The sequence below is a fragment of the Methylobacterium sp. E-025 genome (assembly GCF_022829705.1).
Taxonomy (GTDB): domain Bacteria; phylum Pseudomonadota; class Alphaproteobacteria; order Rhizobiales; family Beijerinckiaceae; genus Methylobacterium.
In genome coordinates this window covers 24264-50027 of sequence record NZ_JAKSYR010000194.1, presented here as the reverse complement: position 1 = coordinate 50027, position 25764 = coordinate 24264, and the positions used below count along the sequence as shown (strand labels likewise).

Below are 25764 nucleotides of genomic sequence, written 5' to 3'. Positions count from 1 at the left end.
CGCTTGGCCCCGAGTCGGCCGCTCGATCATAAGGTGACGGCTTGGCCGCGGGAGCCGCCGCCGGCCTCAGGGCGCGGCGGAGGCCTCCTGCGCCCGCACGACCTCGCGGGCGGTGTCGAGCACGATCCGGCGGTCCGCGTCGCTGCGGATCGCGTCCCATAGCGTCAGCAGCTCCCGGGTTTCCTGGGCCGGGCAGCCGCCTTCCCGGGTGCTCACCAGCTCCTCGACGGTGCAGCCCAGGGCCGTGGCGATGCGCTTCAGCGTCTGAGCGGTCCGCTCCGACGGCAGGAGTTCTGTCATGCGTCGATCTCGATGGGGCATCGGCATCACGCGGCCCGGCGTGCGTGGGACGGCGCGGAAGGCCGGCATGCGGCAGGCCGGGTCGGGCGCCGGCCCGCGCGCGGGCGACCCGGCCGGTGCGCGGGTTGCATCGTGCGCCGGCCGCGGGGGGCCATGGCGGCGCCTGCGGTCGGACCGGGCGTCGTCACGGCCGCATCGCGATCCGCCGGCGGACGAGCCGGGATCGTCTTGCGGGTGCAGGCATCGTTGTTCGCAAGATCCAGCATGCGGGTTCCCGTGCGACGCGCTCGAGGTGCGTAGGATAATAGATCTATGAATTACAGTCTATTTTGAATAAATACCTTACAAAGACCGTTCGCTATATATTCGGCAGCTCCGATCCGGCGACGATGCAGGATTTGGACCTGCCCTCGAGACCGCCGATCGATGAGAGACCGGATATCGAATCCAAAATGGGATCGAAGTTGCACTCACATACGTTGGTATCCGATTTTAAACTATAAGTGTCAAATTCGCGCGATATTTATACTGTCTTGCGCTATATTGATAGCCAGCCCTGATAGGGCCCCGGCGCTCGGCCGGCAGGCCTCCGCATCCGGGCCCGCGGCCCCGAAGCGCCGCGGGCCCCTCACCGCCCGGGGCGCATTCAGCGCGGCCGGCCGGCGTCGCGCCGCGTCTCGGACGGCGCGCAGCCGTACAGCCGCCGGTAGCGCTGCCCGAAATCGCTCATGTGGACGAACCCCCACCGCGCCGCGACCTCGGCGATCGAGAGCGTCGCGCCGCCGCGCGCGGTCAGGTCGTGGTGGACCTTCCGCAGGCGGCGATCGATGATGAACTGCACCGGCGTCTGCCCGATCGCCTGCCGGAACCTGTCCTGCAGCGAGCGGACGCTGATCCCGGCCGTGGCCGCGATGTCGGCCAGCGTCAGCGGGTCGGACAGGTGCGCCTCGATGTAGTCGAGGGCGGCGCGGATGCACCGGAGCGGCACGTCCTGGCTCTCCTGCGGCGCCGGCATGTCCCGCTTCGGCCAGACCGAGAGCAGCTGGTAGCTCAGGATCTCCTGGATCAACGGGACGATCAGGTTCCCGCGCCGGCTCGGTCCGTGGCTGTGCGCATGGATCTGCCGCAGGGTGCAGAACAGCATCTGCACGCCGGGGGTCGTCATCGCGGCGATCGGCGCGAGCGGCGCGAAGCCGCGGTCGCCGCCGCCCGTCAGCGCCGCGTCGGCGGCCGTCAGGGCCGCGACCGGGATCGTCCCGCCGATGGCGCCGAACCCGCTCGAGGCCTGGACCTCGCGCAGGTCCTCGAAGCCGACCAGCGTGGCGTGGGAGGGCAGGCCGATGGCCTCGCCGGCCCGGTAGCGGTAGGCGATGCTGCCGCTCGTGACGAAGCGGATGGTGACGAGGTCGGCGTCGAATTTCGGCTTGGTGACGAATCCGCTCGCCGAGGTGGTCTCCCACAGGCTGAAGGTCTCGCTCTGGCTGCCGGCGATGCGGATGTCGGGCGCCGCCGAGCGCAGGATGTCGAAGTTGACGGCGATGCCGCCGCGATCGTTGAACAGCTGGAGCTGCCGCAGCGAGCCGATGCGCGCGACGATGCGGTCCTGGGAGCGCCAGGCCGCCGGATCGCGCTGGGCGAGACCGCTCATCCGAGGGGCCTGACCGATCGGGGCGGCGTGGAAGCGGGGCGGCGCATCGTCGGGCAACTCGAAGTGGGGATCGGCTGTGCCGCCGGGGCGATCGACCGCCCCGAAACCGCGCACCGCCGTGCGCGGGCCGTGCCGCGGCCGGCGGGCTACCAGACGAGCCGCTCGATCACCGCGTCGGGCTGCACCGGCTGGCGCGCGAGCCAGGCGGCGACGTCGCCGAGGGTGTGGTGGGCGGCCGAGACGCCGAGCTCCTCGGCGTGGATGCCGCGGGCGACGAGCAGGCTGGCGATGCCGAACCCGCGCGCGCCGGCGATGTCGGTGCGGATCGCGTCGCCCACCGCCAGGACGCGGGCGGGATCGGGCGCGGCGCCCGCGTCGAGGCCGGCGGCGAGCGCGAGCGCGGCCTCGTAGACCGGCCGGTGCGGCTTGCCGGCATAGGTCACCGCGCCGCCGATCGCGGCATAGGCCTCGGCCAGCAGGCCGGCGCAGGGGATGAGCAGGCCGTCGCGCTCGACCACGAGGTCGGGGTTGGCGCAGATCATCGGCACGTCGCGGGCCCTCAGCGCGGCCAGCGTCGCCCGGTAATCCTCGGCCGTCTCCGTGGCGTCGTCGAACAGGCCGGTGTTGACCACGAGATCGCAGGCGTCGGCCGGCACCAGCGTGAGGTCGAGCCCCTCGAAGATCGGGCCGTCGCGCTCCGGGCCGAGATGGTGGATCCGCGCGCCCGGCCGCCGGGCGATCAGCTCGCGGGTGAGGTCGCCCGAGGTCAGGATCGCATCGTAGGCGGCGCGCGGCACGCCGTAGCCGTCGAGGATGCGCTGCACGCCGGCCCAGGGGCGGGGCGCGTTCGAGACCAGCACCACCCGGCGCGGGCGCGGGCCGGGCCGCTCGCGGAAGGCGATCAGCGCTGCGCCGGCGGCGGTGTGGGCGCGGGTGCCGTCGTGCAGCACGCCCCAGACGTCGCACAGGATCAGGTCGTAGGCATCCGCGATGCCGGACAGGCCGGGCAGCGTCGGGATCGGATCGGGCATCGGCGGTCTCGGGCAGATCTGTCGGGGAAGGCGCCGGCCGGGTTAGGCGCGCCGGCCGGGGTTGGCAATCGCGCGGGGCTTTGCGGGATCGGGCGACCCGGCGTAGCCTCGCGGCATGAACGTGACGGTCCCGATTCCCGACGACCTCGCCCGCCGCCTCGCCGCGGATGGCGGCGACCTCGCGCGCCGCGCGCTGGAGGCCTTCGCGGTCGAGGAGTTTCGCGCCGGGCGGCTGACGCCCCCCGAGTTGCGCACGCTGCTCGGGTTCGGCACCCGTGCGGCGCTCGACGCCTTCCTCAAGGCCCGCAACGTCTTCGTCGACTACGACCTCACCGACCTGGACGACGACCGCCGCGATCTCGACCGCCTCGGCCTGTGATCCGTTGCGTGCCGTCGCCGATGCCGGGCCGATCCATCATCTCGTGCTGATCGACCGGATCGCGGTGCTGCCGACGCTGCTGGCCGGGGTCGCGATCCCCGATACGGTATGCCGGGAGTTGCGCCATCCCGAAGCTCCCGCGGCCGTGCGACGCTGGATGTCGGCGCCGCCGGCCTGGCTCGCGGTCGAGCCCGATCCGGTCGGGTCGGACCCGTCGCTCGGGCCACTGGATGCCGGGGAACGGGAAGCCATCCGGCTGGCGACGGCGCTCGGGGCGGACCTGATCCTCATGGATGGCCGTGCCGGCGTCGCCGCCGCCCGGGCCAGGGGGGGCGCCGTCACGGGCACGCTCGGCATCGTCGACCTCGCCGTGCGGCGCGGCCTCCTCGATGTGCACGACGCCGTCTCACGGCTCCGGGCGACCAATTTCCGCTGCCGCCCGGCGCTGTTCGAGGCCCTGCTCGCCCGGCATCCTCGCCCCTGGCACGGCTTCCCCCCGATCTGCCATCCCGAAGGGACCCTCCGGATCGGGTACGACCCCTCTAGCTCGCCCGGCGCAGGAAGGCCCGGAACGGGCGGCGCTCCGGCGTCGGCTCGGGCGGGTCGTCCGGGGTCGGGGGGGCGGAGGGGACCGGCGGGGCCTGCGCGGCGAGCACGTCGGCCCGCACCGGGCGCGGCGGGGCGAAGACCGCCCCTTGCGCGAACGGCACGTCGAGGTCGATCAGATCGGGCACGTCGGATTCGGCCGCGACGTCGGTCGCGACCAGGCGGATGCCGGCCCGCGCGAGCGCGGTGACGAGGTCCTCGATCGCGATGTCCGACAGGCTGCGCCGGGCCGGGCCGGGGCGCAGCAGCAGGCCGGCGGGGACCTTGACCTGGCCGACGCCGTAGCCCGCCAGCGCCGCGGCGTCGAAGCGCAGGTCCGCCGGCCGGTCGAGGGTGAAGCCGACCCGGCCCTTGAGCGCGGCGACGGCGCCGGCCTGCTCGGCGTCGAGGTTGCGCCAGCTCGCCTGCGGCAGGGCGACGACGAGGCGGCCGGCCAGGGCCGGCTCGGCCGCGACCAGCCGCGCGATCCCGCGCAGGAACCCGGGCTCGTAGAGCGAGAGCGGCGACAGGCCGTAGGCCACCGCCGCCTCGCTGCCGCGGCCGACGAGGTGGCGGGCGATGGTGGCGACCCGCTGCAGCATGCGCCGGTCGAGCTCGGTCGAGCGGCCGTGCCGCTCCAGCACCGGCAGGAACGCCTCCGGCGTCAGCACCGCGCCGGCGAGCCTCAGGCGGGCCAGGGCCTCGTAGGACGCGACCTTGCGCTGCGGCAGCGTCACCAGCGGCTGGAGGTGGACCTCGAGGCCGTCGCCGTCGAAGGCCGCGATCACCGCCTCGTCCTCGGTCGAGCCCCGGGCGGCCGCGTCCGCCCGGGGCAGGGCGCGCGGCGGGAAGAGGCGCGGCACCGGCATCGGCGCCGGCTCGGGCTCCGGCGCCGCGGGCGGCACGTAGACCGGCGGCTGAACCGAGGCGGGGGCCGGCGCGTAGGCTGGGGCCGATGCGAAGACTTGGGCCGGCGCGAAGGTTGGGGCCGGCGGCGGTTCCGGGGCGGGCGCCGGCTTCGAGGCGGCCAGGTCGGCGGCCTGCTGCTTCAGCCGCGCGACCTCGCCGTCCTGCGTGCCGACCACGGCCGCGAGGTCGCGCACGATGCCGCTGAGCAGGCCGATCTCGACGGTCAGCTCCTCGACGTCGCGCGGCAGCCCGGCCTGCGCCGGATCGGCCCGGCCGGCCGCCTCGGCCTTGAGCAGGCGCTTCGACAGGGTGTCGAGCTCGGCCGAGAGCTTGTCGCAGCGCGCCTTCAGCCCGCTCGCACGGGCATGGGCCGCGAGCGCGCCGAACGCGGCGAGCCCCCCGAGCGCGAGCGCGCCGACCGTGGGCATCAGGGCGGCGAGCGGCGCGAGCGCAACGAGGCCGAGCAGACCCATCGACCACAGGCCCGCATGCCGGCCGATCCTCCGGGCTGTGGGTCGGTTCGCCACGGGTGCCTTCTTGCCTGGATTCGGGGGGGAGCCCGGGCCTGCCTGATCGGGGCCGCGGAGCCCTTTTGTCGCCGAGGGCCCGCGGGGCCGCAAGCGCGCAGGTGAGCCGGCGCGGCGGTTTTCCGCGAGTGTGACATCCGGAAGTTTCTTCGCCCGCTTGCGGCTTCGCGCGCCCAATCCTCGCCCTGCTCCGCCCTTGCCGCGCCCGGCCCGGCGCCCGAGATCGGTGGCAGGCGATCGATCGACGGAGCGACGGCATGGACGCGCAGGGCGAACTTCTGATGCGGGTCGAGGGCATGACCTGCGGCGGGTGCGAGGCGTCGGTGCGCCGCATCGTCCAGCGGATCGATCCGGCGGCGGAGGTTGCGGTCGACCGGGCGCACGAGCGCGTCGCGATCCGGACCTCGGCCCAGAGCCTCGTGCTGGCCGAGGCGCTGACCAAGGCCGGCTACACCGCCACCGCGATGACCGGCTGAAGGCGCGCCAAATCGAATTTGTCGGCGCAGCGAATAATTTCGACGCGCTTTTCGACCGGAGCTGACGCAAAATGTCGGAATCGGCCGGGCGTTGCGCTTGGTCTTGCGCCCGTCGCACGGCACAACGCCGGCTTGAACGGACGTCGCGGACAAAACCGGACGCCACACGACGCCCTCGTGCCAAAGGTTGAGGAAACCATGCCCTCCGACATCGAGATCGCCCGCGCGGCGACGTTGCAGCCGATCGCGCAGGTCGCCGAGAAGCTCGGCATCCCCGACGACGCCCTGCACAATTACGGCAAGCACATCGCCAAGCTCGATCACGGCTTCATCGGCGGGCTCGAGGGCAAGCCCGAGGGCAAGCTGATCCTCGTCACCGCGATCTCGCCGACCCCGGCGGGCGAGGGCAAGACCACGACGACGGTCGGCCTCGGCGACGCGCTGAACCGCATCGGCCGGAAGACCATGATCTGCCTGCGCGAGCCCTCGCTCGGGCCCTGCTTCGGCATGAAGGGCGGCGCGGCCGGCGGCGGCAAGGCCCAGGTCGTGCCGATGGAGCAGATCAACCTGCACTTCACCGGCGACTTCCACGCCATCACCTCGGCGCACGCGCTCGCCGCGGCGCTGATCGACAACCACGTCTACTGGGCCAACGAGCTCAACATCGACGTGCGCCGCATCCACTGGCGCCGGGTCGTCGACATGAACGACCGGGCTTTGCGCGCGATCACCCAGTCGCTCGGCGGCGTCGCCAACGGGTTTCCGCGGGAAGACGGCTTCGACATCACCGTGGCCTCCGAGGTCATGGCGGTGTTCTGCCTCGCCAAGGACCTCGCCGACCTCGAGGAGCGCCTCGGCCGCATCGTCGTCGCCGAGACCCGCGACCGCAAGCTCGTGACCCTGAAGGACGTCAAGGCCACCGGCGCGATGACGGTGCTGCTGAAGGACGCGCTGCAGCCGAACCTGGTGCAGACGCTGGAGGGCAACCCGGCGCTGATCCACGGCGGCCCCTTCGCCAACATCGCCCACGGCTGCAACTCGGTGATCGCCACCCGCGCCGGCCTCAGGCTCGCCGACTACACCGTAACGGAAGCCGGCTTCGGCGCCGACCTCGGCGCGGAGAAGTTCCTGGACATCAAGTGCCGGCAGGCCGGCCTGTCGCCGTCCGCGGTGGTCATCGTCGCCACGGTGCGGGCGCTGAAGATGCACGGCGGGGTCAACAAGAAGGACCTCGGGGCCGAGAACGTCGACGCCCTCGAGAAGGGGTTCGCCAACCTGGCGCGCCACGTCGCCAACGTGCGTGGCTTCGGCCTGCCGGTGGTGGTGGCGGTCAACCACTTCCACGCCGACACCGATGCCGAGCACGCCAAGCTGCGCGACCTCTGTCGCGAACGCCTCGACGTCGAGGCGATCACCTGCAAGCACTGGGCGGAGGGCGGCGCCGGCGCCGAGGCCCTGGCCCATGCGGTGGTGGCGCTCTCCCAGGGCGCGCCGAAGCCGATCGCCTACACCTACGAGGCCGAGGCCAAGCTGTCGGACAAGGTCAAGGCGATCGCGACCAAGCTCTACGGCGCCGCCGACATCCAGATCGAGTCCAAGGCGGCGGGCAAGCTCGCCACCTTCGAGAAGGACGGCTACGGCCACCTGCCGGTCTGCATGGCCAAGACCCAATACTCGTTCTCGACCGACCCGACCCTGATCGGCGCCCCCGAGGGCCACGTGGTCGCGGTGCGCGACGTGCGCCTCTCGGCCGGGGCCGGCTTCGTCGTGGTGATCTGCGGAGAGATCATGACCATGCCGGGCCTGCCGCGGGTGCCGGCCGCCGACACGATCCGCCTCGACGCGAACGGCCAGATCGACGGGCTGTTCTAGGGGCGCACGCGACGCGCCTTTCCCTCCCCCGCACCCAAGTCGGGCCTGCCCGACTTGGGCACACGGGGTGCGGACCTCGGGCAAGCCCGAGATCCGTCGGGGGAGGGAAGAGGAGAAGAGCCGTCAGCCCCGCGCGGCCAGGACGGTCCGCATCGGGCGCAGGTCGTCGAGATCGTCGTGGTGCAGCAGCAGCACGTCGGTGGCGGCGGCGAGCTTGCGGGCGGCGGGGGTGAAGCCGGCATTCGTGACCACGGCGGCCATGTCGCCGGACCAGTAGCGGGCGGCGGCGGCCGCCTCCTGCACCGCGGCGTTGCCGACCGGGCGGCCGTAGCGCTTGCACTGCACGACGAGGCGGGTGCGGCCCTGCTCGGCGACGATGTCGGCGCCCTGGTCGCCGCTCGCCGGGGTCGGGTGCGTGCGCCAGCCGGCGCGCTCGAGCCGCGCGGCGCAGAACCGCTCGTAGGGCACGCCCTCCTCGGGCGCCGCGTCGTCCTCGGGCAGGTCCACCGCCTCGGCCACCGCCTCGACGATGGACAGGATCGTGTCCGCCCGCGCCGCGCACAGGTCCGCGAAGCCGCGCGCGGTCAGGTCCGGCACCACGGTGCGCGCGACGAAGTAGTCGCGCTCGCGCAGCCAGCCGTCGACGATGCGGTTGCCGTAGGCGTCGACGAAGCTTTCCTGCCGGCGGCGCAGGGCGAGCGTCCGGGCGTGGCGGCGGGCGAGCTTGCGCACCCGGGCGCGGAAGCGCCGGGGCCGCCCGAGATGGCGCAGCAGGACGAGGCCGAGCGCCGCGCCCGAGAGCAGGAGGCCGCCGCGCCCGTACCGGAGCGACAGGCCGCCGCCGACCACCGCGATCCAGAACAGGCGGGCGACGAGGCTGGGCTGGCCGGGCATGAACGACGCCTCACGCGGCCGGCCCCACCGGCCGGCTCCTCGCCGACAGCCATCGCACCCGGCGATGCCCGATCCCTGAATCGGCCCGGCGAGCGCCGCGGAAAGCTGTGGATTTCCCGGGGGCGGGCGCCCGCGAGCGGATCGCGTCGCTTTGTCCGGCTCCCCCTCGCGGGGGAGAGGGCCGGGGCGAGGGGCATGACCCACCCGGACGGGTCGTGCCCCGCAACCCGCCCGTCTCCCACGGGGGACGGGACGCGGGTTCTGCCGGGCCCGACCGGGAGAACCCGGCGATCAGCCCTCGGCGGCGCTGCGGCCTCGGCTGCGGCGCGGGGCCGAAGCGGCGGCCGCCTCGGGCGCGGCCTTGCCGCGGGTCTTGCGACGCTGCTGGCCGAGGCCCATCGTCTTGGCGAGCTCGGAGCGGGCGGCGGCGTAGTTCGGCGCGACCATCGGGTAGTCGGCCGCCAAGTTCCACTTGGTGCGATACGCGTCGGGGGTCATGTCGTAGCGCGTGCGCAGGTGGCGCTTCAGCGACTTGAACTTCTTCCCGTCCTCCAGGCAGATGATGAAGTCCGGCGTGACCGAGCGCTTGATCGAGACCGCGGGCGTCGGCGGCTCGACCTTCTCGGCGGCGGCGCCGTTCCCCAGCTGGGCCAGCGTCGTGTGCACCGAGACGATGAGCCCGTTCAATTCCGGGACCGGAACGGAATTCTTGCTCACGAAGGCCGACACGATCTCTGCCGCCAGAGCGATGTAATCCGGTTCCATGCCGTTGTCGTTCATCATCGATCGTTCCCCGGTCCGACTTCCCTCGACACGTCCGACGTCAACGCAGCCCAAGGGTTGGGAAATTTTCAGCTGACGCCAGCTTGTTCAGGCAAGGCGGCTATGATGTCTAACATCTCAACGCAATGCGCAAGGTCTGTTTCCGTTCGATTAAACTTGATGGAAAGGCTTCCAACACAAAAAAACGAGTGTAGCGCCGCACCCGGAGTCCAGTCCGACCCCCTGCGGCGCTGGTGTCCAATGGCGGAGCCGGTCGTCGAGACGGCCGGAGCCTTCGCGGATTTGGTATTAGTCGCCTGCTTTTCCGTCCCGGCGCGCCAATACCCTCGTTCGATTCCCGCCTCGGGCTTGAAAACTTCGTTGTGTCCGCAACGAGATCGCGAGCGATCCTGCGCGGGCCGCGGCGGAGCGGCCAGGGCCTGCCGGTGCTCCCGAGCCGCCGGTCCGCGCGGCCGCACCCGCGCGACCGGTCGTGCCGCCGCGCGCGCCGACATGAGGACTTGCCCTGGCGCGGGTTGCTCTGTTGAAGAGGCGGGCGCACCGGACGATCGGCCCGCCCCCGTCGATTCGCGACCGGGCGGGCAGACGAGAAGGATCGCATGATGCCGATGGACCGGCCGTGACCGCCTTCCGCCGGGCGGCCGGCCCCCCGCTCGGAGGCCCCGCGTGAGCACCTACCGCTTCGAGGCCCTGCTCACCCCGCGCTCGGTCGCCGTGGTCGGCGCCGGCGCCCGCGCCGGCTCGCTCGGGCGCGCGGTGTTCGACAAGATCCGCGCGGGCGGCTTTCCCGGGTCGGTCCACCCGGTCCACCCGCAGGATGCCGAGGCCGACGGCGTGCCCTGCGTGGCGCGGATCGCCGACCTGCCGGCGGTGCCCGACCTCGCCGTGGTGGCGAGCCCGCCCGAGAGCATCCCCGGGATCGTCGCGGAGGCCGGGCGGGCGGGCGTGCGCGCCGCGATCCTGCTCACCGCCGGCCTCGGCACCGAGCCGGACGATCCCGGCCCGCGCGCGGCGCGGATCGCGCGGGAGCACGGCCTGCGCCTGCTCGGGCCCGACAGCGCCGGCCTCGCGGTGCCGGGCCACCGGCTCGACGCCAGCCTGCTCGCCCGCGCGCCGCGGGCGGGCGACCTCGCCCTGGTCTCGCAATCGGGCACGGTCGCCGGGGCGATCGTCGAGTGGGGCGCCCGGCACGGGGCCGGGTTCTCGGCGGTGATGGCGCTCGGCAGCGCCTGCGACGTCGACATCGCCGACTGCCTCGACCACTTCGCCAACTGCCTGCGCACCCGGGCGATCCTGCTGTGCCTCGACGGGGTGTCGGACGCCCGCCGCTTCATGTCCGCCGCCCGCGCCGCCGCGCGCACCAAGCCGGTGGTGATCCTGCGCGCCGGCCGCCATGCCCGCGACGGGCGGAACCCCGAGACCCATACCGGCGCCCTGGCCCGGCCCGACGCGGTCTACGCCGCCGCGTTCCGCCGGGCGGGCCTGCTCGCGGTCGAGGATCTCGACGCGATGTTCTCGGCCGCCGAGACCCTGTCGCACCAGCGCCCGTTCGCGGGCAAGCGCCTCGCGATCCTCACCAACGGCCGCGGCATCGGCCTGCTCGCCGCCGACCGGCTCGCCGACCGCGGCGGCGTCCCGGCGGACGGGCCGGTGGTCGATCTCGGCATCACCGCCGACGGGCCGGCCTACGCCGCCGCCCTCGCGCCGATGCTGGCCGACCATGCCGGCGACGCGGTGCTGACCGTCCACGTCCCCACCGCCCGCTCGGACGCGGCCGCGGTGGCGCAGGCCGTCGCCGACACGGTGACGCGCGCGCGGCGCGGGCAGGCGCGCAAGAAGCCGGTCTTCGCGGTGTCCCACGGCGAGGCGGCCGCGGCGATCCTGGCCGGCGCCGGCATCCCCCACTTCGCCACCGATTCCGAGGCGATCGAGGGCTTCCTGCACCTGGTGCGCTACCGCGAGGCGCAGGACGACCTGATGCGCACGCCGGATTCGCTGCCGCGCGACTTCTCGCCCGACACCGCGGCCGCCGAGGCGATCGTCGCCGCCGCCCTGCGGCAGGGGGCGGCGTGGCTCGATCCGGTCGCGGTCGCCGGCCTGCTCGCGGCCTACGGCATCGAGACCGTGCCGCTGACGCTCGCCCCCGACATCGACGCGGCGGCGGCGGCCGCCTGGACGATCATCGCCGCCGGCGGCACGGTGGCGCTGAAGGTCGTCTCGCCCGACGTGGTGCACAAGTCCGACATCGGCGGCGTCCACCTCGACCTCACCAGCGAGCAGGACGTCCGCGACGCCGCGCGGAAGATCCTGGTGCGCGCCCGGCGCGAGCGGCCCGATGCCCGGGTCACGGGGTTCGCCGTGCAGCCGATGGTGCGCAAGGGCCAGCGCCGCGAGCTGATCGCGGGGCTCGCCGAGGATCCGGTCTTCGGGCCCGTGGTGGTGTTCGGCCGCGGCGGCACGGCGGTGGAGGTGATCGACGACCGGGCCCTCGGCCTGCCGCCCCTCGACCTCGCGCTCGCCGACGACCTCATCGGCCGCACCCGAGTCGCCCGGCGGCTCGCCGCCTATCGCGACGTGCCGGCGGTCGACCGCGGCGCGATCGCGCTGACGCTGGTGAAGCTCGCCCAGCTCGCCGCCGACCTGCCGGACGTGCGCGAGCTCGACATCAACCCGCTGCTCGCCGACGCCGACGGCGTCGTCGCCCTCGACGCCCGGGTGCGCCTGCGCGCCAGCCCGCGCCGGGCCGGCGGCCATCCGCGCTTCGCGATCCGGCCCTATCCCGCCGAATGGGTGCGGGCGCTGACGCTGAAGGGCCGGGCGATCGCCGTGCGCCCGGTGCGGCCCGAGGACGAGCCGCTGTTCCGGGCCTTCTTCGCCACGATCGACCCGGAGGACGTGCGGCTGCGCTTCTTCGCCCCGGTGCGCGACTTCAGCCACGCCTTCCTCGCCCGCCTGACCCAGCTCGACTACGCCCGCGCCATCGCCTTCGTCGCCCTCGACGAGACCGAGGCGGGCGCCGGCGAGGGGGCGAAGCGCATGCTCGGGGCGGTGCGCCTGCACGCCAACGCCGACGGCACCAGCGGCGAGTACGCGATCCTCGTCCGCTCCGAGGCCCGCGGCACCGGCCTCGCGCTCGCCCTCATGCGGCTCATGCTCGACTGGGCGCGCTCGGAGGGCATCGGCACCGTCGAGGGCACGGTGCTCGCCGAGAACCGCGCGATGCTCGCCGTGTGCCGCCGCCTCGGCTTCGCGCAGAGCCGCGACCCGGACGACGTCGGGGTGGTGAAGGTGCGGCTGGGGTTGCGGGGGTGAGGGGAGACGGCCATGACTCGCACATCGGCTCGCACATCGGCTCGGACATCGCTGACGGACCTCCTCGCGTCGCCGCCGGACATCGACCGCGCGCGCATCCTGGCGACGACGGAAGCGGAGATCTGCGCGCAGGCCGTCGCCGACGGCGACGACCCCGATGCGGAGGCCGAGGGCTACCGGCTGGTTCCGCCTCCCCACGACCTGCGGCGGACCCTGGGCCTGACGCAGGCCGCTTTCGCCGCCCTGCTCCGGGTTCCGATCGGGACGGTGCGGAACTGGGAACAGGGCCGCACGCCGCCCGATCCCGCGGCGCGCACGCTGCTGGCCCTGGTGGCCGCAGATCCCGCCCATGCGCTGCGGGTGCTCGGGACGCCGCGGGCGCCATGAAAAAAGCCCCGCCTCCTCATCGGAAGCGGGGCCGCGTCTCGCGTCACGCGATACGGCTCAGTGGCCGCCCTCGGTGGCGTTGCGGGTCGACTCGTAGAGGAACCAGGTGCGCTCCTCGGACTGGTCGATCCACTCCTCGAGCAGCGAGGTGGTCGAGACGTCGTTGGCCTCGTCGGTGACCTCGTGCAGCTCGCGCATGTTGGCGGTGAGCGTCTTGTTGTCGTCGCGCAGTTCGCGCAGCATGTCGAGCGGCGAGACGTACTCCGCGTCGTTGTCGGCGACGCGGGTCAGCGACTTCGCCTGGCCCAGCGACTTCAGCGCGGTGCCGCCGATCTTGCGGGCGCGCTCGGCCACGTCGTCGATGATCGCGAAGATCTGCTCGCCCTGCTCGTCGAGCAGCAGGTGGTAGTCGCGGAAGTTCGGGCCGCTCATGTGCCAGTGGAAGTTCTTGGTCTTGATGTAGAGCGCGAACAGGTCCGAGGTCAGGACCGCGAGGCCCTCGGCGATCTTCTTGGTGTCGGCCGGGTCGAGGTCGGTCGGGGTGTTGAGGCGATCGCTCTCGATGCGGGTGATGGGCTTGGCCTTCGCCATGGTGGTCGCTCCGTTTGGGTCTGTCGGGGGCGGACGCCGGGCGGCCGCCGCGACGGCCCCGGCATCCCTCACCCGGCAGAATGAGCGGTGGCGGCGATTGTTCCAGGGCCGGTCCGCGGCGCGGGGCAGGGGTGCCGCCGGTGCACAGGCTGGAACCATTCCAGGCGGCGGCACGGGTCCGCTCAGTTCGGGATCGCGCCCGGCGGCCGCGGGGCCGGCCCGTCGCCGAGCTGCGTCGCCTGCGGCCGCGGCGCCGGCCGCGCGGGCGCGGGCACGGCAGCCCGGGGCGCGACCGCCGGCTTGAGGTCGGCGGCCACCGGCGGGCGCTGGTCGGGCTTGGCCGGGCGGATCGTGGCGCGCGGCGCGATCGCGCCGGTGGCGGCCGGCTCGGTCGCCGCCGAGGGCACCGGCCCGCCCGGCGTATCCAACCCGTAGATGTCGTCGCGGAAATGGACGCGGCCGTCCGGCGTGGCGTAGCCGGTGAGGTAGACGAAGGTGACGGGGACGGGCTTGACCAGCTTGAGGTCGCGGCGCTCGCCGTCGGCGATGCCGGTCTCGATCTCGATCGGGCCCCAGGCCGAGCCCGGCCCGTTCGGCCCCTCGACGCCCTGGAGCAGCCAGCCGACCAGCTCCTTGACCCCGCCGACGCGGACGCAGCCGTGGCTGTGGAAGCGGACGTTGCGCGAAAACAGCGATTTCGAGGGCGTGTCGTGCATGTAGACCGCGAAGCGGTTCGGCATGTCGATCCGCACCTGGCCGAGCGAGTTGTCGAAGCCGGAATCCTGGCGCAGCGTGTAGGCGACCGCCTTCTCGGTGTTCCAGTTCACCGCCGTCGGGTCGACCTCGACGCCGCCGGGGCCGAGGATGCGGATGTGGTTCTTGGCGAGATAGCCCGGCTCCTTGCGCATCCGCGGGATGATCTCGTTCTTCACCACCGAGACCGGCACCGTCCAGGTCGGGTTGAAGTTGATGTCGGTGATCCGGGTCTCGACGCTGGGGGTCGCCTTGTCGGGCTTGCCGACCACGGCGACGTAGCGGCGCGCGACCTGGCCGTTCTCCACCGCCTCGACGGTGGCCGCCGGGATGTTGACGACGACGTAGCGCTCGCCGAACGGGAACTTCGAGCCCATCAGCCGCGCCGCCGAGGCCGCGAGCTGGCGCTGGCGGACGGAGGCCGGCACGTTGAGCGCGGCGATCGTCAGCCGGCCGATCAGCCCGGATTCCGGCAGGCCGTGGCGGGCCTGGAACGCCGTCACCGCCGCGATCAGCGGCGGATCGAGCTGGTCGCTCGGGGGCGCGTCGGCGGGCAGGTCGCCGGTGAGCGTGAGGTGGTGGCGCAGCGCCGGGATCGCCGGGTTCGACGCGCCCGGCTTGAACACCGTGCTCTCGGGCACCGGCGCCCAGCCGCCGGCATCGGCGAAGGCCTGGTACAGGTCGGCCGCGCGCAGGGTGTCGGTGAAGGTCTTCTGCGTCAGCGTCGGGCGCGGGTCCGCCGAGACGGTGGCGTAGACCAGCTCCGGCTCGGGCTTGCGCTTCCCCGCCTCGCGGGGCGCCGCCTCCGGGGCGGCGGCCGCGAGCGGTGCCGGCGCCGGCACGCCCTGCGGCGCGGATGGCGGCACGGCGGGCAGGGCGGGCGCGGGCTGCGCCGGCGCGGGCATCGCGGCGGGCGGCGGCGCGCCTTGCGCGGCCGCGGCGCTCAGCGCGGCGGCGAGCGCCAGCGGCGACAGGCCCGCGCGCAGGAAGGCGGCAGAGAACATCACGCAACCCCGATCTCGGTCCCGCGACCGGGCGGTTCCGAGCCGGATCATGCCGGCCCGATGGTTACCGATCCCTTGTGGCCGCCCGAGGGTTCGGCCGCCATCGGCTTGGCCGCGCGAGGGTCACGTTCGATGCGTTTCAGATCCGCGGAAGATCTGCCGACCGCCCGTATGGTCGGCGCCCGATGCGACCCTCTCTCCACCGCTCATACGTTCCATCGTTCGCGGCATCGAAGCGTGCCGATCGGCCATGACGGGCTGAAGTCGCTCGACAGGAGCGAGATCGAGGCTGTCGCCGTCCCAAGCGAGCACTTCGTCCTAGCGACCCAGGTCCTGGCGAACGAGGTCCTGGCGAACGAGGTCCTGGCGACCGGGAAGGATCAGGCCGCCACGGTTGCGGACATACGGCCGATGCCGACGCGACCGCGACGGTTTCAGGCCGAGACGCTGCGCGCTTCGGGAGTCGAGCGAGGCAAAGGGGTCGTGGTGGCTCGGGGTCAGGCCGATCTCGGGCGCGTCACGGCCTCGCCCACACGTCGTTTCGAGTGCAGGCCACCATGCGGACTTCGGTCGGCGTGTCGGCGCTGCGCGCGGCGTCTCGATCCCCGACCGCCGGAGGCGAGCCTTCTCACCACCGATAGATCAGGCTGCCGATGACCGTTGCCGGCTGGTTGAAGTTGCAGAAACCGAACGAACAGGTCGTGTAGTTTCGGTTGAAGATGTTGTAGCCGTTGATCTGCGCGCGGAAGCCTTTGTACTTCGGGTCGAGCGCGGCGAAGTCGTAGGCAACGAGGGCGTCGTAGAGCGTCACGGCGGTATTGCGCACGGTGTTCTGATCATCCGCGTAGCTTGAGCCGATGTAGCGGATGCCGCCGCCGATCTGCAGCCCGCGCAAGGCCGAGGCGGGCGGGAAGGCATAAGTCAGGAACGACGCGTAGGTGTCGCTGGGGATGCCGGAGACGCGGTTCCCGTTGAGGGACTCGCCGGCAAACGAGGTCGAGTTCACGAACCGGATGTCGACATGCGTGTAGGCGATGGTCAGGTTCGTGCCCGGCGCGAGGTTGGCGGTCGCCTCGGCCTCGAAGCCCTTCGAGCGTACGGCACCGCCAGCGGTCTGGAACGCGATGTTGCTCGCGTCGGGGATCAGGATGCTCGACTGGTTGATGTCGAAGCCGGCAAACGCCGTCTGGATGTTGGTCCCGGGAATCAGGTACTTCACCCCCGCCTCGATCTGGTCGCCCGTGGCCGGCTTGAACGCCTGTCCGTTTCGGTCCTGGCCGACCTGCGGGGTGAAGGTCGTGGCATAGCTCGCGTACGGAACCAGCCCTGGCGCCAGAACGTAGCCCAGGCCGACCCGGCCGGTGAAGGCGCTGTTGTCCTGGCGCGAGACCGCGCTGTCGGGCGTGGCGTAGTTGTCCTGGAAGACCCAATCGTGGCGCCCGTTCACGGTCAGGATGAAGTCGCCGAACTTGGCCTGATCCTGCAGGTAGACGCCGACCTGATCCTGGGTCTGGCGCGAGGCGGACCCAAGAGGCGGCGTCGCGATGAACTGCTGGCCGTAGTTCCGGGTGGTGAGGTTCAGGTCCGGGGCGAGGCCGAAGCCGAAGCGCGCGCTCAGGCTGTACCGGGCGTAGTCGACGCCGCCGACCACGGTGTGGGCGACCGGGCCGGTGGCGAAGCGCGCCTCCAGCTGGTTGTCCAACGTCTGCTGCACCAGGCCCTCGCGGATATAGCCGGTGTCGCGGGTGCCGATCGTGCGCGCGTCGTTGACGTTGTTGATGTCGACGTACTTCGCGCTGAGGAACAGCCCGTAATGCCGGAAGTTCTGGCGGAAAACCAGGTCCGGCGTGAAGAAATGCTCGAAGGCGTAGCCGACCCGATACTGAGTCTGGTCGAGGCCGATGAAGCGCGGATCGCCCTGGTAGAAGTTGGATACCCGGAAGCCCGGGTCGTTGTAGAAGAACGTCGCCGCCGGCGTGTTGGTGACCTGGAACTCGCTCAGGAACGTGAACGTCGTGTCGGCCGACGGCTTCCAGGTGAAGGCGGGCGCGATGTTGAGCTGGTCGTCGTTCGTGCCGAGGCCGATGAAGGTGCCGGCCTCGCGGCGTACGCCGGTGAGGCGGTAGGCCATGGTGCCGTCCGAACCCTCGACCGGGCCGCCGACGTCGAAATTGCCCTGGAAGCGTCCGAAGCTGCCGGCTTGGAACTGCACCTCGCCGAACGGCACGAAGACGGGGCGCTTGCTCGTGATATCGAGGATGCCGCCGGGCGATCCGAGGCCGTAGAGGCCGGAGGCCGGGCCGCGGAGGATGGTCAGCGCCTCGGCGCCGTAGGGCTCGCTTTTGGGAAAGGCGAAGCCGCTGCCGATCACGCGCAGGCCGTCACGATAGATGCCCTGGTTGGTGAGCACGTCGAAGCCGCGGATGAAGATCTGATCGAAGCGCGGGTCGAAGCCCGACCGGGCGGAAATGGCGCCCGGGACGTAGTTGACCGCATCGGTGAACGTCTGGACGTTGCGGTCGTTCAGCTGCTCTCGGGTGACCACCGAGACCGATTGCGGGGCCTCGATCAGCGGGGTGTTGGTTTTGGTGGCGGCCGTGGCGACGCGCGCGGTGTAGCCGGTGATCCCGGAGGGGCCGCCACCGCCGCCGCTGGTGGCGGCCGTGCCGCCGTCGCCGGCGCTGACGTTGAGGCCGCCGGAGCCGGCCGATGCCGGCGCGGGGTTGCCGGGCCCCACCGCCTCGACCGAGATCTCGTTGAGCTGAACGGTGCCATCTTGTGCCACCACGGGACCGGCGAGGATTGTGGTGGTGAGAAGGACGGGGAGGAGCGAGGAGCGGTGGGACATGGATCACGCTGGCGCGCGCTCGGACGAGCGCAGTACCCGTGTGATCGTCCTTCACGGATCCTTGAGCAAGCCGAAAACGTGTTATAGATCACACACTTAAAACGGTTCAAATCTGAAAATATTCTAAATTCAAAGTGGGCGAATGCCCCTCGTCGAGGCCGAGGCGCAGGGCATCCGAGAGGGTTCGGGCCGTGAGCGACCTGCCCCGCGCCCGCCGGCGCGAGCCGAGCGAGGGACGAAATCGAATGTCGGCTTTCCAGCGCCAAGCCGGCTTCCGTTCACCGCCCTTCGCGGCCTTTCACAGGGTCAAGCTGCGCGCAGGCCCTTGCTCGGCGCAGGCGCCGAGGTCAGCGCAGGAGCCAGGTGCCGACGAAGGCGAGGGCGGCCGAGTAGACGGCGTATCCGTCCTCGTCCGTCACCACCACGGTGATGGTCTGGCGCTCGCCCTCGGCCGGGTTCTCGTCGACGGCGATGGCGGACAGCAGGCGCTTGGCCTGGAGCGCGGCGGCCTGCACGTCCTCGCACAAGGTGCCCACGTCGTCGCGCTGGTGGAAGCCGTCGTGGATGTCGAAGAAGTAGCGGGGCACTGGCTGTCCACGCGTGGAAGGCGGGAGCGCATCCGTCTCTCAGGCGCGGAGCGCCGAATACTGGGGCCGCGATGGCAGAATCGTATACATCCCGACCGGGACGGCAACCGCGCGAGTGTCGCATGCAGCGGCGGCGCACGAACCGGCCGATGTATTGGCCCGATCCCCGTGCGGACGGTGCGATAGCCTCGCGGAGATTCGCGCGCCTCGTCCCTCCTTTCCCGACCCTGGCGTGAGCCGAGGCCCACCCTTCCCCCACGAAAGGGGAGGGACGATGCGGCGCCCGCCTCCGGCGCCGGCGCGGATGGCGCGGACGGAAAATTTCCGGTTTCCTGCTTGTCCTGTCCGGCGATCGTCGAAAGATCCGCGAGGAGCCTGCCATCCCGAGCCCCACCGCCCCGGTCCCGCCCGCGATGCCCTACCTGCCGCAGCTCGACGGGGTGCGGGCGCTGGCGATCGCCATCGTCTACGTCGCCCATTGCGGGCTGAGCCACGTCGTGCCCGGCGGCTTCGGCGTCACGGTGTTCTTCTTCCTGTCGGGCTACCTGATCACCACGCTGCTGCGGATCGAGCGGGGGCGGACCGGGACGGTCTCGCTGCCGGCGTTCTACCTGCGCCGAAGCTTGCGCATCCTGCCGCCGATGTACCTGGCGCTGGCGCTGTCCGGCCTGCTCCACGGGCTCGGTCTGCTCGACTGGATGCCGGTCGACGCGGCGGCGGTGCTCGGGCAGGCGACGTTCCTGACGAACTATCCCGACCTTCTCGGCACCGAGCGGGTGCTGCCGGTGCCGCTGTGGAGCCTCGCCATTGAGGAGCACTTCTACCTGCTGTTCCCGCTGGCCTACTTCGCGTGGCTCGGGCGCCTGTCGCCACGGCGGGCGGCCGTGGCGTGCCTGGCGCTGTGCGGCGCGGTGCTGGCGATCCGCGGCCTCAACGTGTGGCGGCTCGCCGACTACAGCCTGAACTACTCCTGGACCCACACCCGCATCGACGCGATCCTGTTCGGCTGCTGCCTCGGCCTGTGGAACAACCCGGTGATCCCGGCCGACCGCGCCTGGCGGCCGAAACCCTGGCACGTGGCGGCGGCGGGCGCCGTGATCCTCGCCACCCTCGCGGTGCGCGACCCCGCCTTCCGCGAGACCCTGCGCTACACCCTGCAGAGCGCGGCGCTGCTCGTGCCGTTCTCGGCGGCGCTTCAGGGGCGCGGATGGGTCGTGCGGGCCCTGGGCTTCGCGCCGATGCGCCGGCTCGGGCTGTACTCCTACAGCTTCTACCTGGTGCACCCGACGGTGATCGCGCTGCTGCTGCACCTGCGGCCGGGCTCGGGCCCGCTCGTGCTGATCGCCGCCGGCCTGGTGCCGACGCTCGCCCTCTGCGCGCTGATGCAGGTCGCGGTGGAGCGCCCCTGCGCCCGGCTGCGCCGGCGCCTGCTCGCCCCGTCCGGCCGGCCGCCGGAGCCGCGCCTCGCCGACCCCGCGCGCCGGGCGGCCTGAACCGCGCGGCGGCACGCGGCGTTCCTCCGGCACACCGAAGGAGACCGCCCGTGCGTCGCCCGATCGCAACCCGCCCGCCGATCGCCGCTCCCCTGCTTCTCGCCGTCCCCCTGCTGCTCGCCGCAGGCCTGCTGGCCGCCGCCGGCCCGGCTCAGGCGCAGCGCGTCGACACCACGACGCTCACCTGCGCGCAGGCCCGCGGCGCCGTCGCCCGCGCCGGCGGCATCGTGCTCGGCTCCGGCGGCCCGACCTACGACCGCTTCGTCCGCGACCGCAGCTTCTGCGAGGCGACGGAGGTGACGCGATCCGCCTACGCGCCGACGCGCACCGACCCGAGCTGCTTCGTCGGCTACCGGTGCATCGAGCCGGGGTTCGACGACTGGTTCGGCGACCGGTGAGGCCGTCCCCTCAGTGGAGGAACGGCAGGGCGTGCGGCGCGAGGTAGCCGAAGCCGAGCAGCACCGCGCCGGCCGCGCCGAGCAGGCCGCCGGCGAAGACCAGGGCGACGATGCCGGTGATCACCTCGGCCGAGGCCAGCACGATGCCGATCTGGAAGGCGGCCGAGGCCAGCTCGTAATGGTGGTAGCGCAGCAGCGAGAGGTCGCGGTTGTTCTGCGCGGTCTTCGCCTTCTCGGCGAGTTCCTTGCGCCCCTCGCCGGTGGCGGGCTCGGAATCCCAGCGTGCCATCGTCTTCGCCCACTCGGCGCGCTTGGCCGCGATCGCGTCCTGGTTCGGCCCCGGCGGCACCAGGGCCACCGCCTCGTCGGCGGTCTTGAGCACCGTGGCGCGGATGGTGCGCGCCTGGAAGAACGCCCACTGGTTGGCCGCCTCGACGTTGGCGCCGATCGCGTCGGTCTGCGCCGCCTTGCCCAGCGTCTCGCTGAAGGCGAGGAACAGCGCCAGCACCGAGATCAGCAGCGCCACGCGCTTGTTCGACGTCCCGCCCGCTCCGTGACCACCCGACATCCGCTCAACGCTCCCCGTTCGATTCGTGCGGGCGCAGTCACAGCGCATCCGGCGCGCGGATGCAACGCGGCCGAGCTTTTAGGCCGATCCGCCGGCACCGCCTATGCTTCGGCGCGGCCCGATTCGCGGCCCGCGGTTTTCGTCTCCGGAGGACGCGTGATGCGCATCGCCAGCCTCACCTTCATGGCCCTCGCCCTCGGGCTGGCGGGACCCGCTCGCGCCCAGGCGCCGCAGAAGGCGGTTCCCCAAGTCGCTCCCCAAGTCGCTCCCCAAGTCCCTTCCCAGGTCACGCCTCAAGTCACCCTCGATCCGGCCCGCCTGGCGGCGGCAAAGGCGGTGGTCGCCCGTGCCCAGGGCGATCGCGACACCACGCTCCAGGCGATGACCGCGCCGATGACGGCGATGGTCCAGCAGATGGGGCTCAAGCAGCCCGATCGGGCCAAGGTCATGGTGCAGGAGGTGATCATGCCGATCCTCTCCGAGCATTACGACGAGCTGCTCAACCTGCAGGCGATCTCGTTCGCGGCCGTGCTGTCGAAGGCGGACCTGGAGGCCATCGCCGCGTTCTACGACACGCCGGCCGGCCGCAACATGGCCAAGGCGCAGCCGCAGCTGGCCCAGGCGCAGCTGACGGGCATGCAGCACTGGATCGGCAGCCTGGCCGGCGAGATGCAGGCGAAGCTCGCCGCGACCGCCGAGGCGCACGGCTGGGTGCCGGGCGGGAACAAGCCGAAGCCGAACTGAGCCTCCGGCTCTTCCGGCGGCGCCCGCCTACTCCGCCGCCTGCGCGAACACTGTGCCGGCGCGCGGCAGGTCGAGGGTGTCCCAGGTCTCGACCAGCGCCGCCGTCAGGGTGGCGATGCGGGCGGCGTCGTGGAACGGCGAGGGGGTGATGCGCAGGCGCTCGGTGCCGCGCGGCACCGTCGGGTAGTTGATCGGCTGGATGTAGATCGCGTGGCGCTCGAGCAGGTGGTCGGCGGCCGCCTTGCACAGCTCGGCGTCGCCCACCATCACCGGCACGATGTGCGTCTCGGTGGCGAGCACCGGCAGGCCGGCCTCCTCCAGCGCGCGCTTGGTCGCGGCGGCCTGGCGCTGGTGCGCCTCGCGCTCGGCCGTCGAGCGCTTGAGGTAGCGCACCGAGGCGCGCGCGGCGGCGGCGATCGCCGGCGGGATCGCCGTGGTGAAGATGAAGCCGGGGGCGAAGCTCCGCACCGCGTCGCAGAGCGCGGCCGAGCCGGTGATGTAGCCGCCGACGCAGCCGAACCCCTTGGCCAGCGTGCCCTCGATCACGTCGACCCGGTGCATCACGCCCTCGCGCTCGGCCATGCCGCCGCCGCGCGGCCCGTAGAGGCCGACCGCGTGGACCTCGTCGAGGTAGGTCATCGCGCCGTACCGCTCGGCGAGGTCGCAGATCGCGCCGATCGGCGCCACGTCGCCGTCCATCGAGTAGACGCTCTCGAAGGCGATCAGCACGTTGCGGCCGGCCGCCTCGACCAGCAGCGCTTCCAGGTGCGCGAGGTCGTTGTGGCGGAAGATCCGCTTCTCGCAGCCCGCGTGGCGCACGCCCTCGATCATCGAGTTGTGGTTGAACGCGTCCGACAGGATCAGGCAGTCCGGGATCAGCTTGGCGATGGTGGAAATGCCGGCCTGGTTCGAGACGTAGCCCGAGGTGAAGACCAGGCCCGCCTCCTTGCCGTGCAGGTCGGCGAGCTCGCGCTCGAGGTCGACCAGCGGCGAGTTGTTGCCGGCGATGTTGCGGGTGCCGCCGGCGCCGACGCCGCAGCGCTTGGCCGTGTCGGTGAGCGCGGAGACCACCTCCGGGTGCTGCCCCATGCCGAGGTAGTCGTTCGAGCACCACACGGTGATCTCCGAGGTCGCCCCGTCCGGCCGGCGCCAGTTCGCGATCGGGAAGCGGCCCGCGATGCGCTCGATGTCGGCGAACACCCGGTAGCGGCGCTCGCCGTGCAGGCGCTCCAGCGCGCCGCGGAAATGCGCCTCGTAATCCACCTGCCGCGCCGCGATCTGGCCCTGCACGGAGCCCGAGCCGCGTTCGGAACCGTGCGCGTGCGTGGGGGCCGGTGTGGAGGCGGGCCGGGTCTCGGGCATGGATGTCCTTGGGGGCTGGCCGGGCGTCGGATGCGCCGAGGCGCGGGATCGTCGTCGGCCGGGCCTGTTCGGGATGCGGGAAGGCGCGGCCGAGGACCGGTACGGTCCGGCGCGCCCGATCGCGCATCGGGTGGAGAGGAATCCGGCGGCGTCGCGTGGCGCCGTCGGACCGGAAGATACAGCCGGATCTGGAATCGGTTCAAGGTGACGGGGCGTCATCCCTGCCTTGCAGGCCGACGGGGGGCCGCCGCCGGCATTCGAGCGACCCTTCGAACGCCGCCGGGGCCATCGCCCCGACGGATGGATTGTGAGGTGCCGGCGGACGATCTAGGAGTCGAAGGCGACGATGGGTCGCGTGACGCATGACGACGAAGAACGACGAGGCCCGGGCCGCCCGCCTCAAGGCGGCCCTGCGCGAGAACCTGCGGCGGCGCAAGCGCCAGGTCCGCGGCCGGGGCGAGCCGGCGGGGCAAGAGGCGGCGCAGGAGGAGGGGCAGGCCGCGGCGGAGGACGCCGCCGAGCCGCCGGACGACCGCGACCCGGCCCCGTCGGACGCGCCGTCGTCGTAGGCGGCACGCGAGGCATCGGCGCTGCGTCCGCAGGCCGAGCCCGTCGAGCCGCCTCTTCCGCGACGCCTCTTGGATGAGGCGGGACGCGTTTCGCCGGGCTCGGCAGGGGCCTGCGTCCCGTCGCCGGGCCGGGTCCTTCCCGGATCGTCCGGGGCGAAGCGGAAGGGGCGGCGCGGATCGGCGCCGCGATGCTCCCGCCTCCGAGGCCGGCCTGCGAACCGAGCAAAGACCCGGCGCGCCGGCGCGGTCCCCTTTCGGACAAAACTCGCCTATAGGCTGCGCTCGAGCATGGGCGGCGAGCGCCCGAGGGGCAGGGCCGGCGGCGCGCGGGACGAAGCGCGGCGCGTGAGGATCACGAGACCATGGACCGCATCCACATCACCGGCGGCGTGCCGCTCAACGGCACGATCCCGATCTCGGGGGCGAAGAACGCCGCCCTGCCGCTGATGATCGCGAGCCTGCTCACCGGCGACACGCTGGAGCTCGCCAACGTGCCGCGGCTCGCCGACATCGCCGCGCTGACGCGGATCCTCGGCAACCACGGCGTCGACCACATGGTGGTCGGCAAGCGTCCGGGGCAGACCACCGAGACCGGCCAGACCATCCGGCTCACCGCCTCCAACGTCATCGACACCACGGCGCCCTACGAGCTGGTCTCGACCATGCGGGCGAGCTTCTGGGTGGTCGCGCCGCTGCTGGCGCGCTTCGGCGAGGCCAAGGTCTCGCTCCCCGGCGGCTGCGCCATCGGCACCCGGCCGGTCGACCTCCTGATCATGGCGCTGGAGAGGCTCGGCGCGCAGATCGAGATCGATGCCGGCTACGTCGTCGCCAAGACCAAGAACGGCCTGCGCGGCGCCGAGATCGACTTCCCGAAGGTCACCGTCGGCGGCACCCACGTGGCGCTGATGGCGGCCTCCCTCGCCTACGGCACCACGGTGATCTCCAACGCCGCCCGCGAGCCGGAGGTGGTGGATCTCGCCGACTGCCTCACCAAGATGGGCGCCCGCATCCAGGGCGCCGGCACCCCGCGCATCGTGATCGAGGGCGTCGCCCGCATGAACGGCGCCCGCCACGAGGTGCTGCCCGACCGGATCGAGACCGGCACCTACGCCATGGCGGTGGCGATGACCGGCGGCGACGTGGTCTTGGAGAACACCCGCGCCGACCTGCTGCATTCGGCCCTCGACATCCTCTCCACCACCGGCGCCGAGATCACCCAGGTTCCCGGCGGCATCCGGGTGCGGCGCAACGGGGCGGGAATCGCGGCGGTCGACGTGACCACCGACCCGTTCCCGGGCTTCCCCACCGACCTGCAGGCGCAGTTCATGGCGCTGATGACCCTGGCCAACGGCCAGTCGCAGATCCGCGAGACCATCTTCGAGAACCGCTTCATGCACGTGCAGGAGCTGGCGCGCCTGGGCGCCCGGATCCGCCTCGAGGGCGACCTCGCCATCGTCGAGGGCGTCGACCGCCTCAAGGGCGCGCCCGTGATGGCGACCGACCTGCGTGCCTCGGTGTCGCTGGTGATCGCGGGGCTGGCGGCGGAGGGCGAGACCCAGATCAACCGGGTCTACCACCTCGACCGCGGCTTCGAGGCGCTGGAGGCCAAGCTCGCCCGCTGCGGCGCGCGGATCGAGCGCGTGCGGGCCTGAATCGCCCGCCGTATCGACCGCCCGCCTGCATTCGCGCGGCGCGGGCCGGGCCCGGGCAGTCGAGCGCCGGCGGATGCGGCTGCGAAGACCGC

The 25764-nt window shown here is 72.5% G+C and carries 22 protein-coding genes and 1 pseudogene; 11 read left to right on the top strand and 12 right to left on the bottom strand.

The features are described 5' to 3' along the window. Positions 1-66: 66 nt before the first annotated feature. The 3 genes from MKK64_RS27105 to MKK64_RS27095 all read right to left on the bottom strand — a co-directional run bounded on the left by MKK64_RS27105 (position 67) and on the right by MKK64_RS27095 (position 2979). Positions 67-300: a hypothetical protein gene (locus MKK64_RS27105; RefSeq protein WP_147730013.1), complete on the bottom strand. Its 234-nt coding sequence runs from the start codon at positions 298-300 to the stop codon at positions 67-69. 646 nt (positions 301-946) lie between these two features. Beyond that, a complete protein-coding gene (locus MKK64_RS27100; protein ID WP_243938813.1) occupies positions 947-1948 on the bottom strand; it encodes a helix-turn-helix domain-containing protein in 1002 nt (333 codons plus the stop codon). Between the two features lie 146 nt (positions 1949-2094). Then, complete coding sequence (locus MKK64_RS27095) at positions 2095-2979, bottom strand: TIGR01459 family HAD-type hydrolase (RefSeq protein WP_243938811.1); 885 nt, start codon at positions 2977-2979, stop codon at positions 2095-2097. Positions 2980-3094: 115 nt separating this feature from the next. Here MKK64_RS27095 and MKK64_RS27090 point away from each other — a divergent pair, with 115 nt between their 5' ends. Next, positions 3095-3358, top strand: a complete 264-nt coding sequence (locus MKK64_RS27090) for a UPF0175 family protein (protein WP_243938809.1) — start codon at positions 3095-3097, stop codon at positions 3356-3358. Between the two features lie 157 nt (positions 3359-3515). Next, positions 3516-3812, top strand: a pseudogene (locus MKK64_RS28305) (DUF3368 domain-containing protein); the annotation flags it as partial. Positions 3813-3900: 88 nt separating this feature from the next. On the opposite strand, the gene MKK64_RS27080 reads toward MKK64_RS28305, so the two are convergent. Then, positions 3901-5325, bottom strand: a complete 1425-nt coding sequence (locus MKK64_RS27080; RefSeq protein WP_243938833.1) for an EAL domain-containing protein — start codon at positions 5323-5325, stop codon at positions 3901-3903. A 311-nt stretch (positions 5326-5636) separates the two neighbouring features. Between MKK64_RS27080 and MKK64_RS27075 the strand changes: the two genes are divergently transcribed. Then, positions 5637-5855: a heavy-metal-associated domain-containing protein gene (locus MKK64_RS27075; RefSeq protein ID WP_147729049.1), complete on the top strand. Its 219-nt coding sequence runs from the start codon at positions 5637-5639 to the stop codon at positions 5853-5855. Positions 5856-6053: 198 nt separating this feature from the next. After that, positions 6054-7727, top strand: coding sequence for a formate--tetrahydrofolate ligase (locus MKK64_RS27070; protein WP_147729048.1), 1674 nt, complete (start codon positions 6054-6056; stop codon positions 7725-7727). A gap of 123 nt (positions 7728-7850) precedes the next feature. On the opposite strand, the gene MKK64_RS27065 is transcribed toward MKK64_RS27070, so the two are convergent. Both MKK64_RS27065 and MKK64_RS27060 read right to left on the bottom strand, forming a co-directional pair. After that, on the bottom strand, positions 7851-8621 hold the full coding sequence (locus tag MKK64_RS27065) for a restriction endonuclease (RefSeq protein WP_147860280.1): 771 nt from the start codon (positions 8619-8621) through the stop codon (positions 7851-7853). Between the two features lie 291 nt (positions 8622-8912). Beyond that, on the bottom strand, positions 8913-9404 hold the full coding sequence (locus tag MKK64_RS27060; protein WP_279593397.1) for a MucR family transcriptional regulator: 492 nt from the start codon (positions 9402-9404) through the stop codon (positions 8913-8915). 666 nt (positions 9405-10070) lie between these two features. Here MKK64_RS27060 and MKK64_RS27055 point away from each other — a divergent pair. Both MKK64_RS27055 and MKK64_RS27050 read left to right on the top strand, forming a co-directional pair. Further along, entirely contained in the window at positions 10071-12716 is a 2646-nt protein-coding gene (locus MKK64_RS27055; RefSeq protein ID WP_243938808.1) for a bifunctional acetate--CoA ligase family protein/GNAT family N-acetyltransferase, read from the top strand. 12 nt (positions 12717-12728) lie between these two features. Then, complete coding sequence (locus MKK64_RS27050) at positions 12729-13103, top strand: helix-turn-helix domain-containing protein (RefSeq protein WP_243938805.1); 375 nt, start codon at positions 12729-12731, stop codon at positions 13101-13103. Between the two features lie 57 nt (positions 13104-13160). On the opposite strand, the gene MKK64_RS27045 is transcribed toward MKK64_RS27050, so the two are convergent. The 4 genes from MKK64_RS27045 to MKK64_RS27030 form a co-directional block, all read right to left on the bottom strand. Beyond that, complete coding sequence (locus MKK64_RS27045; protein ID WP_147729700.1) at positions 13161-13694, bottom strand: Dps family protein; 534 nt, start codon at positions 13692-13694, stop codon at positions 13161-13163. Between the two features lie 182 nt (positions 13695-13876). Then, positions 13877-15451, bottom strand: a complete 1575-nt coding sequence (locus tag MKK64_RS27040) for a murein L,D-transpeptidase (protein ID WP_243938829.1) — start codon at positions 15449-15451, stop codon at positions 13877-13879. Positions 15452-16079: 628 nt separating this feature from the next. Further along, a complete protein-coding gene (locus tag MKK64_RS27035; RefSeq protein ID WP_243938803.1) occupies positions 16080-18299 on the bottom strand; it encodes a TonB-dependent siderophore receptor in 2220 nt (739 codons plus the stop codon). A gap of 347 nt (positions 18300-18646) precedes the next feature. Beyond that, positions 18647-18886 (bottom strand): DUF6894 family protein, encoded by a 240-nt coding sequence (locus MKK64_RS27030; RefSeq protein WP_243938801.1) that lies wholly within the window; start codon positions 18884-18886, stop codon positions 18647-18649. A 413-nt stretch (positions 18887-19299) separates the two neighbouring features. Here MKK64_RS27030 and MKK64_RS27025 point away from each other — a divergent pair, with 413 nt between their 5' ends. Then, positions 19300-20379 carry an acyltransferase family protein gene (locus MKK64_RS27025; protein WP_243938799.1) on the top strand — a complete coding sequence of 360 codons (1080 nt, stop codon included), beginning with the start codon at positions 19300-19302 and terminating at the stop codon, positions 20377-20379. Between the two features lie 92 nt (positions 20380-20471). Beyond that, positions 20472-20777: a hypothetical protein gene (locus MKK64_RS27020; protein WP_243938827.1), complete on the top strand. Its 306-nt coding sequence runs from the start codon at positions 20472-20474 to the stop codon at positions 20775-20777. Between the two features lie 10 nt (positions 20778-20787). Here MKK64_RS27020 and MKK64_RS27015 read toward each other — a convergent pair whose 3' ends face one another. Continuing rightward, entirely contained in the window at positions 20788-21345 is a 558-nt protein-coding gene (locus tag MKK64_RS27015; protein WP_147729230.1) for a DUF4337 domain-containing protein, read from the bottom strand. 159 nt (positions 21346-21504) lie between these two features. Here MKK64_RS27015 and MKK64_RS27010 point away from each other — a divergent pair, with 159 nt between their 5' ends. Next, positions 21505-22089 carry a DUF2059 domain-containing protein gene (locus MKK64_RS27010; RefSeq protein ID WP_243938797.1) on the top strand — a complete coding sequence of 195 codons (585 nt, stop codon included), beginning with the start codon at positions 21505-21507 and terminating at the stop codon, positions 22087-22089. A 27-nt stretch (positions 22090-22116) separates the two neighbouring features. On the opposite strand, the gene hemA is transcribed toward MKK64_RS27010, so the two are convergent. Continuing rightward, on the bottom strand, positions 22117-23451 hold the full coding sequence (hemA, locus tag MKK64_RS27005) for a 5-aminolevulinate synthase (RefSeq protein WP_243938795.1): 1335 nt from the start codon (positions 23449-23451) through the stop codon (positions 22117-22119). Between the two features lie 362 nt (positions 23452-23813). On the opposite strand from hemA, the gene MKK64_RS27000 reads away from it, so the two are divergent. Together MKK64_RS27000 and murA are read left to right on the top strand one after the other, a co-directional pair. After that, a complete protein-coding gene (locus MKK64_RS27000; protein ID WP_147843962.1) occupies positions 23814-24020 on the top strand; it encodes a hypothetical protein in 207 nt (68 codons plus the stop codon). 362 nt (positions 24021-24382) lie between these two features. Further along, positions 24383-25672: a UDP-N-acetylglucosamine 1-carboxyvinyltransferase gene (murA, locus tag MKK64_RS26995; RefSeq protein WP_147843963.1), complete on the top strand. Its 1290-nt coding sequence runs from the start codon at positions 24383-24385 to the stop codon at positions 25670-25672. Positions 25673-25764 lie beyond the last annotated feature (92 nt).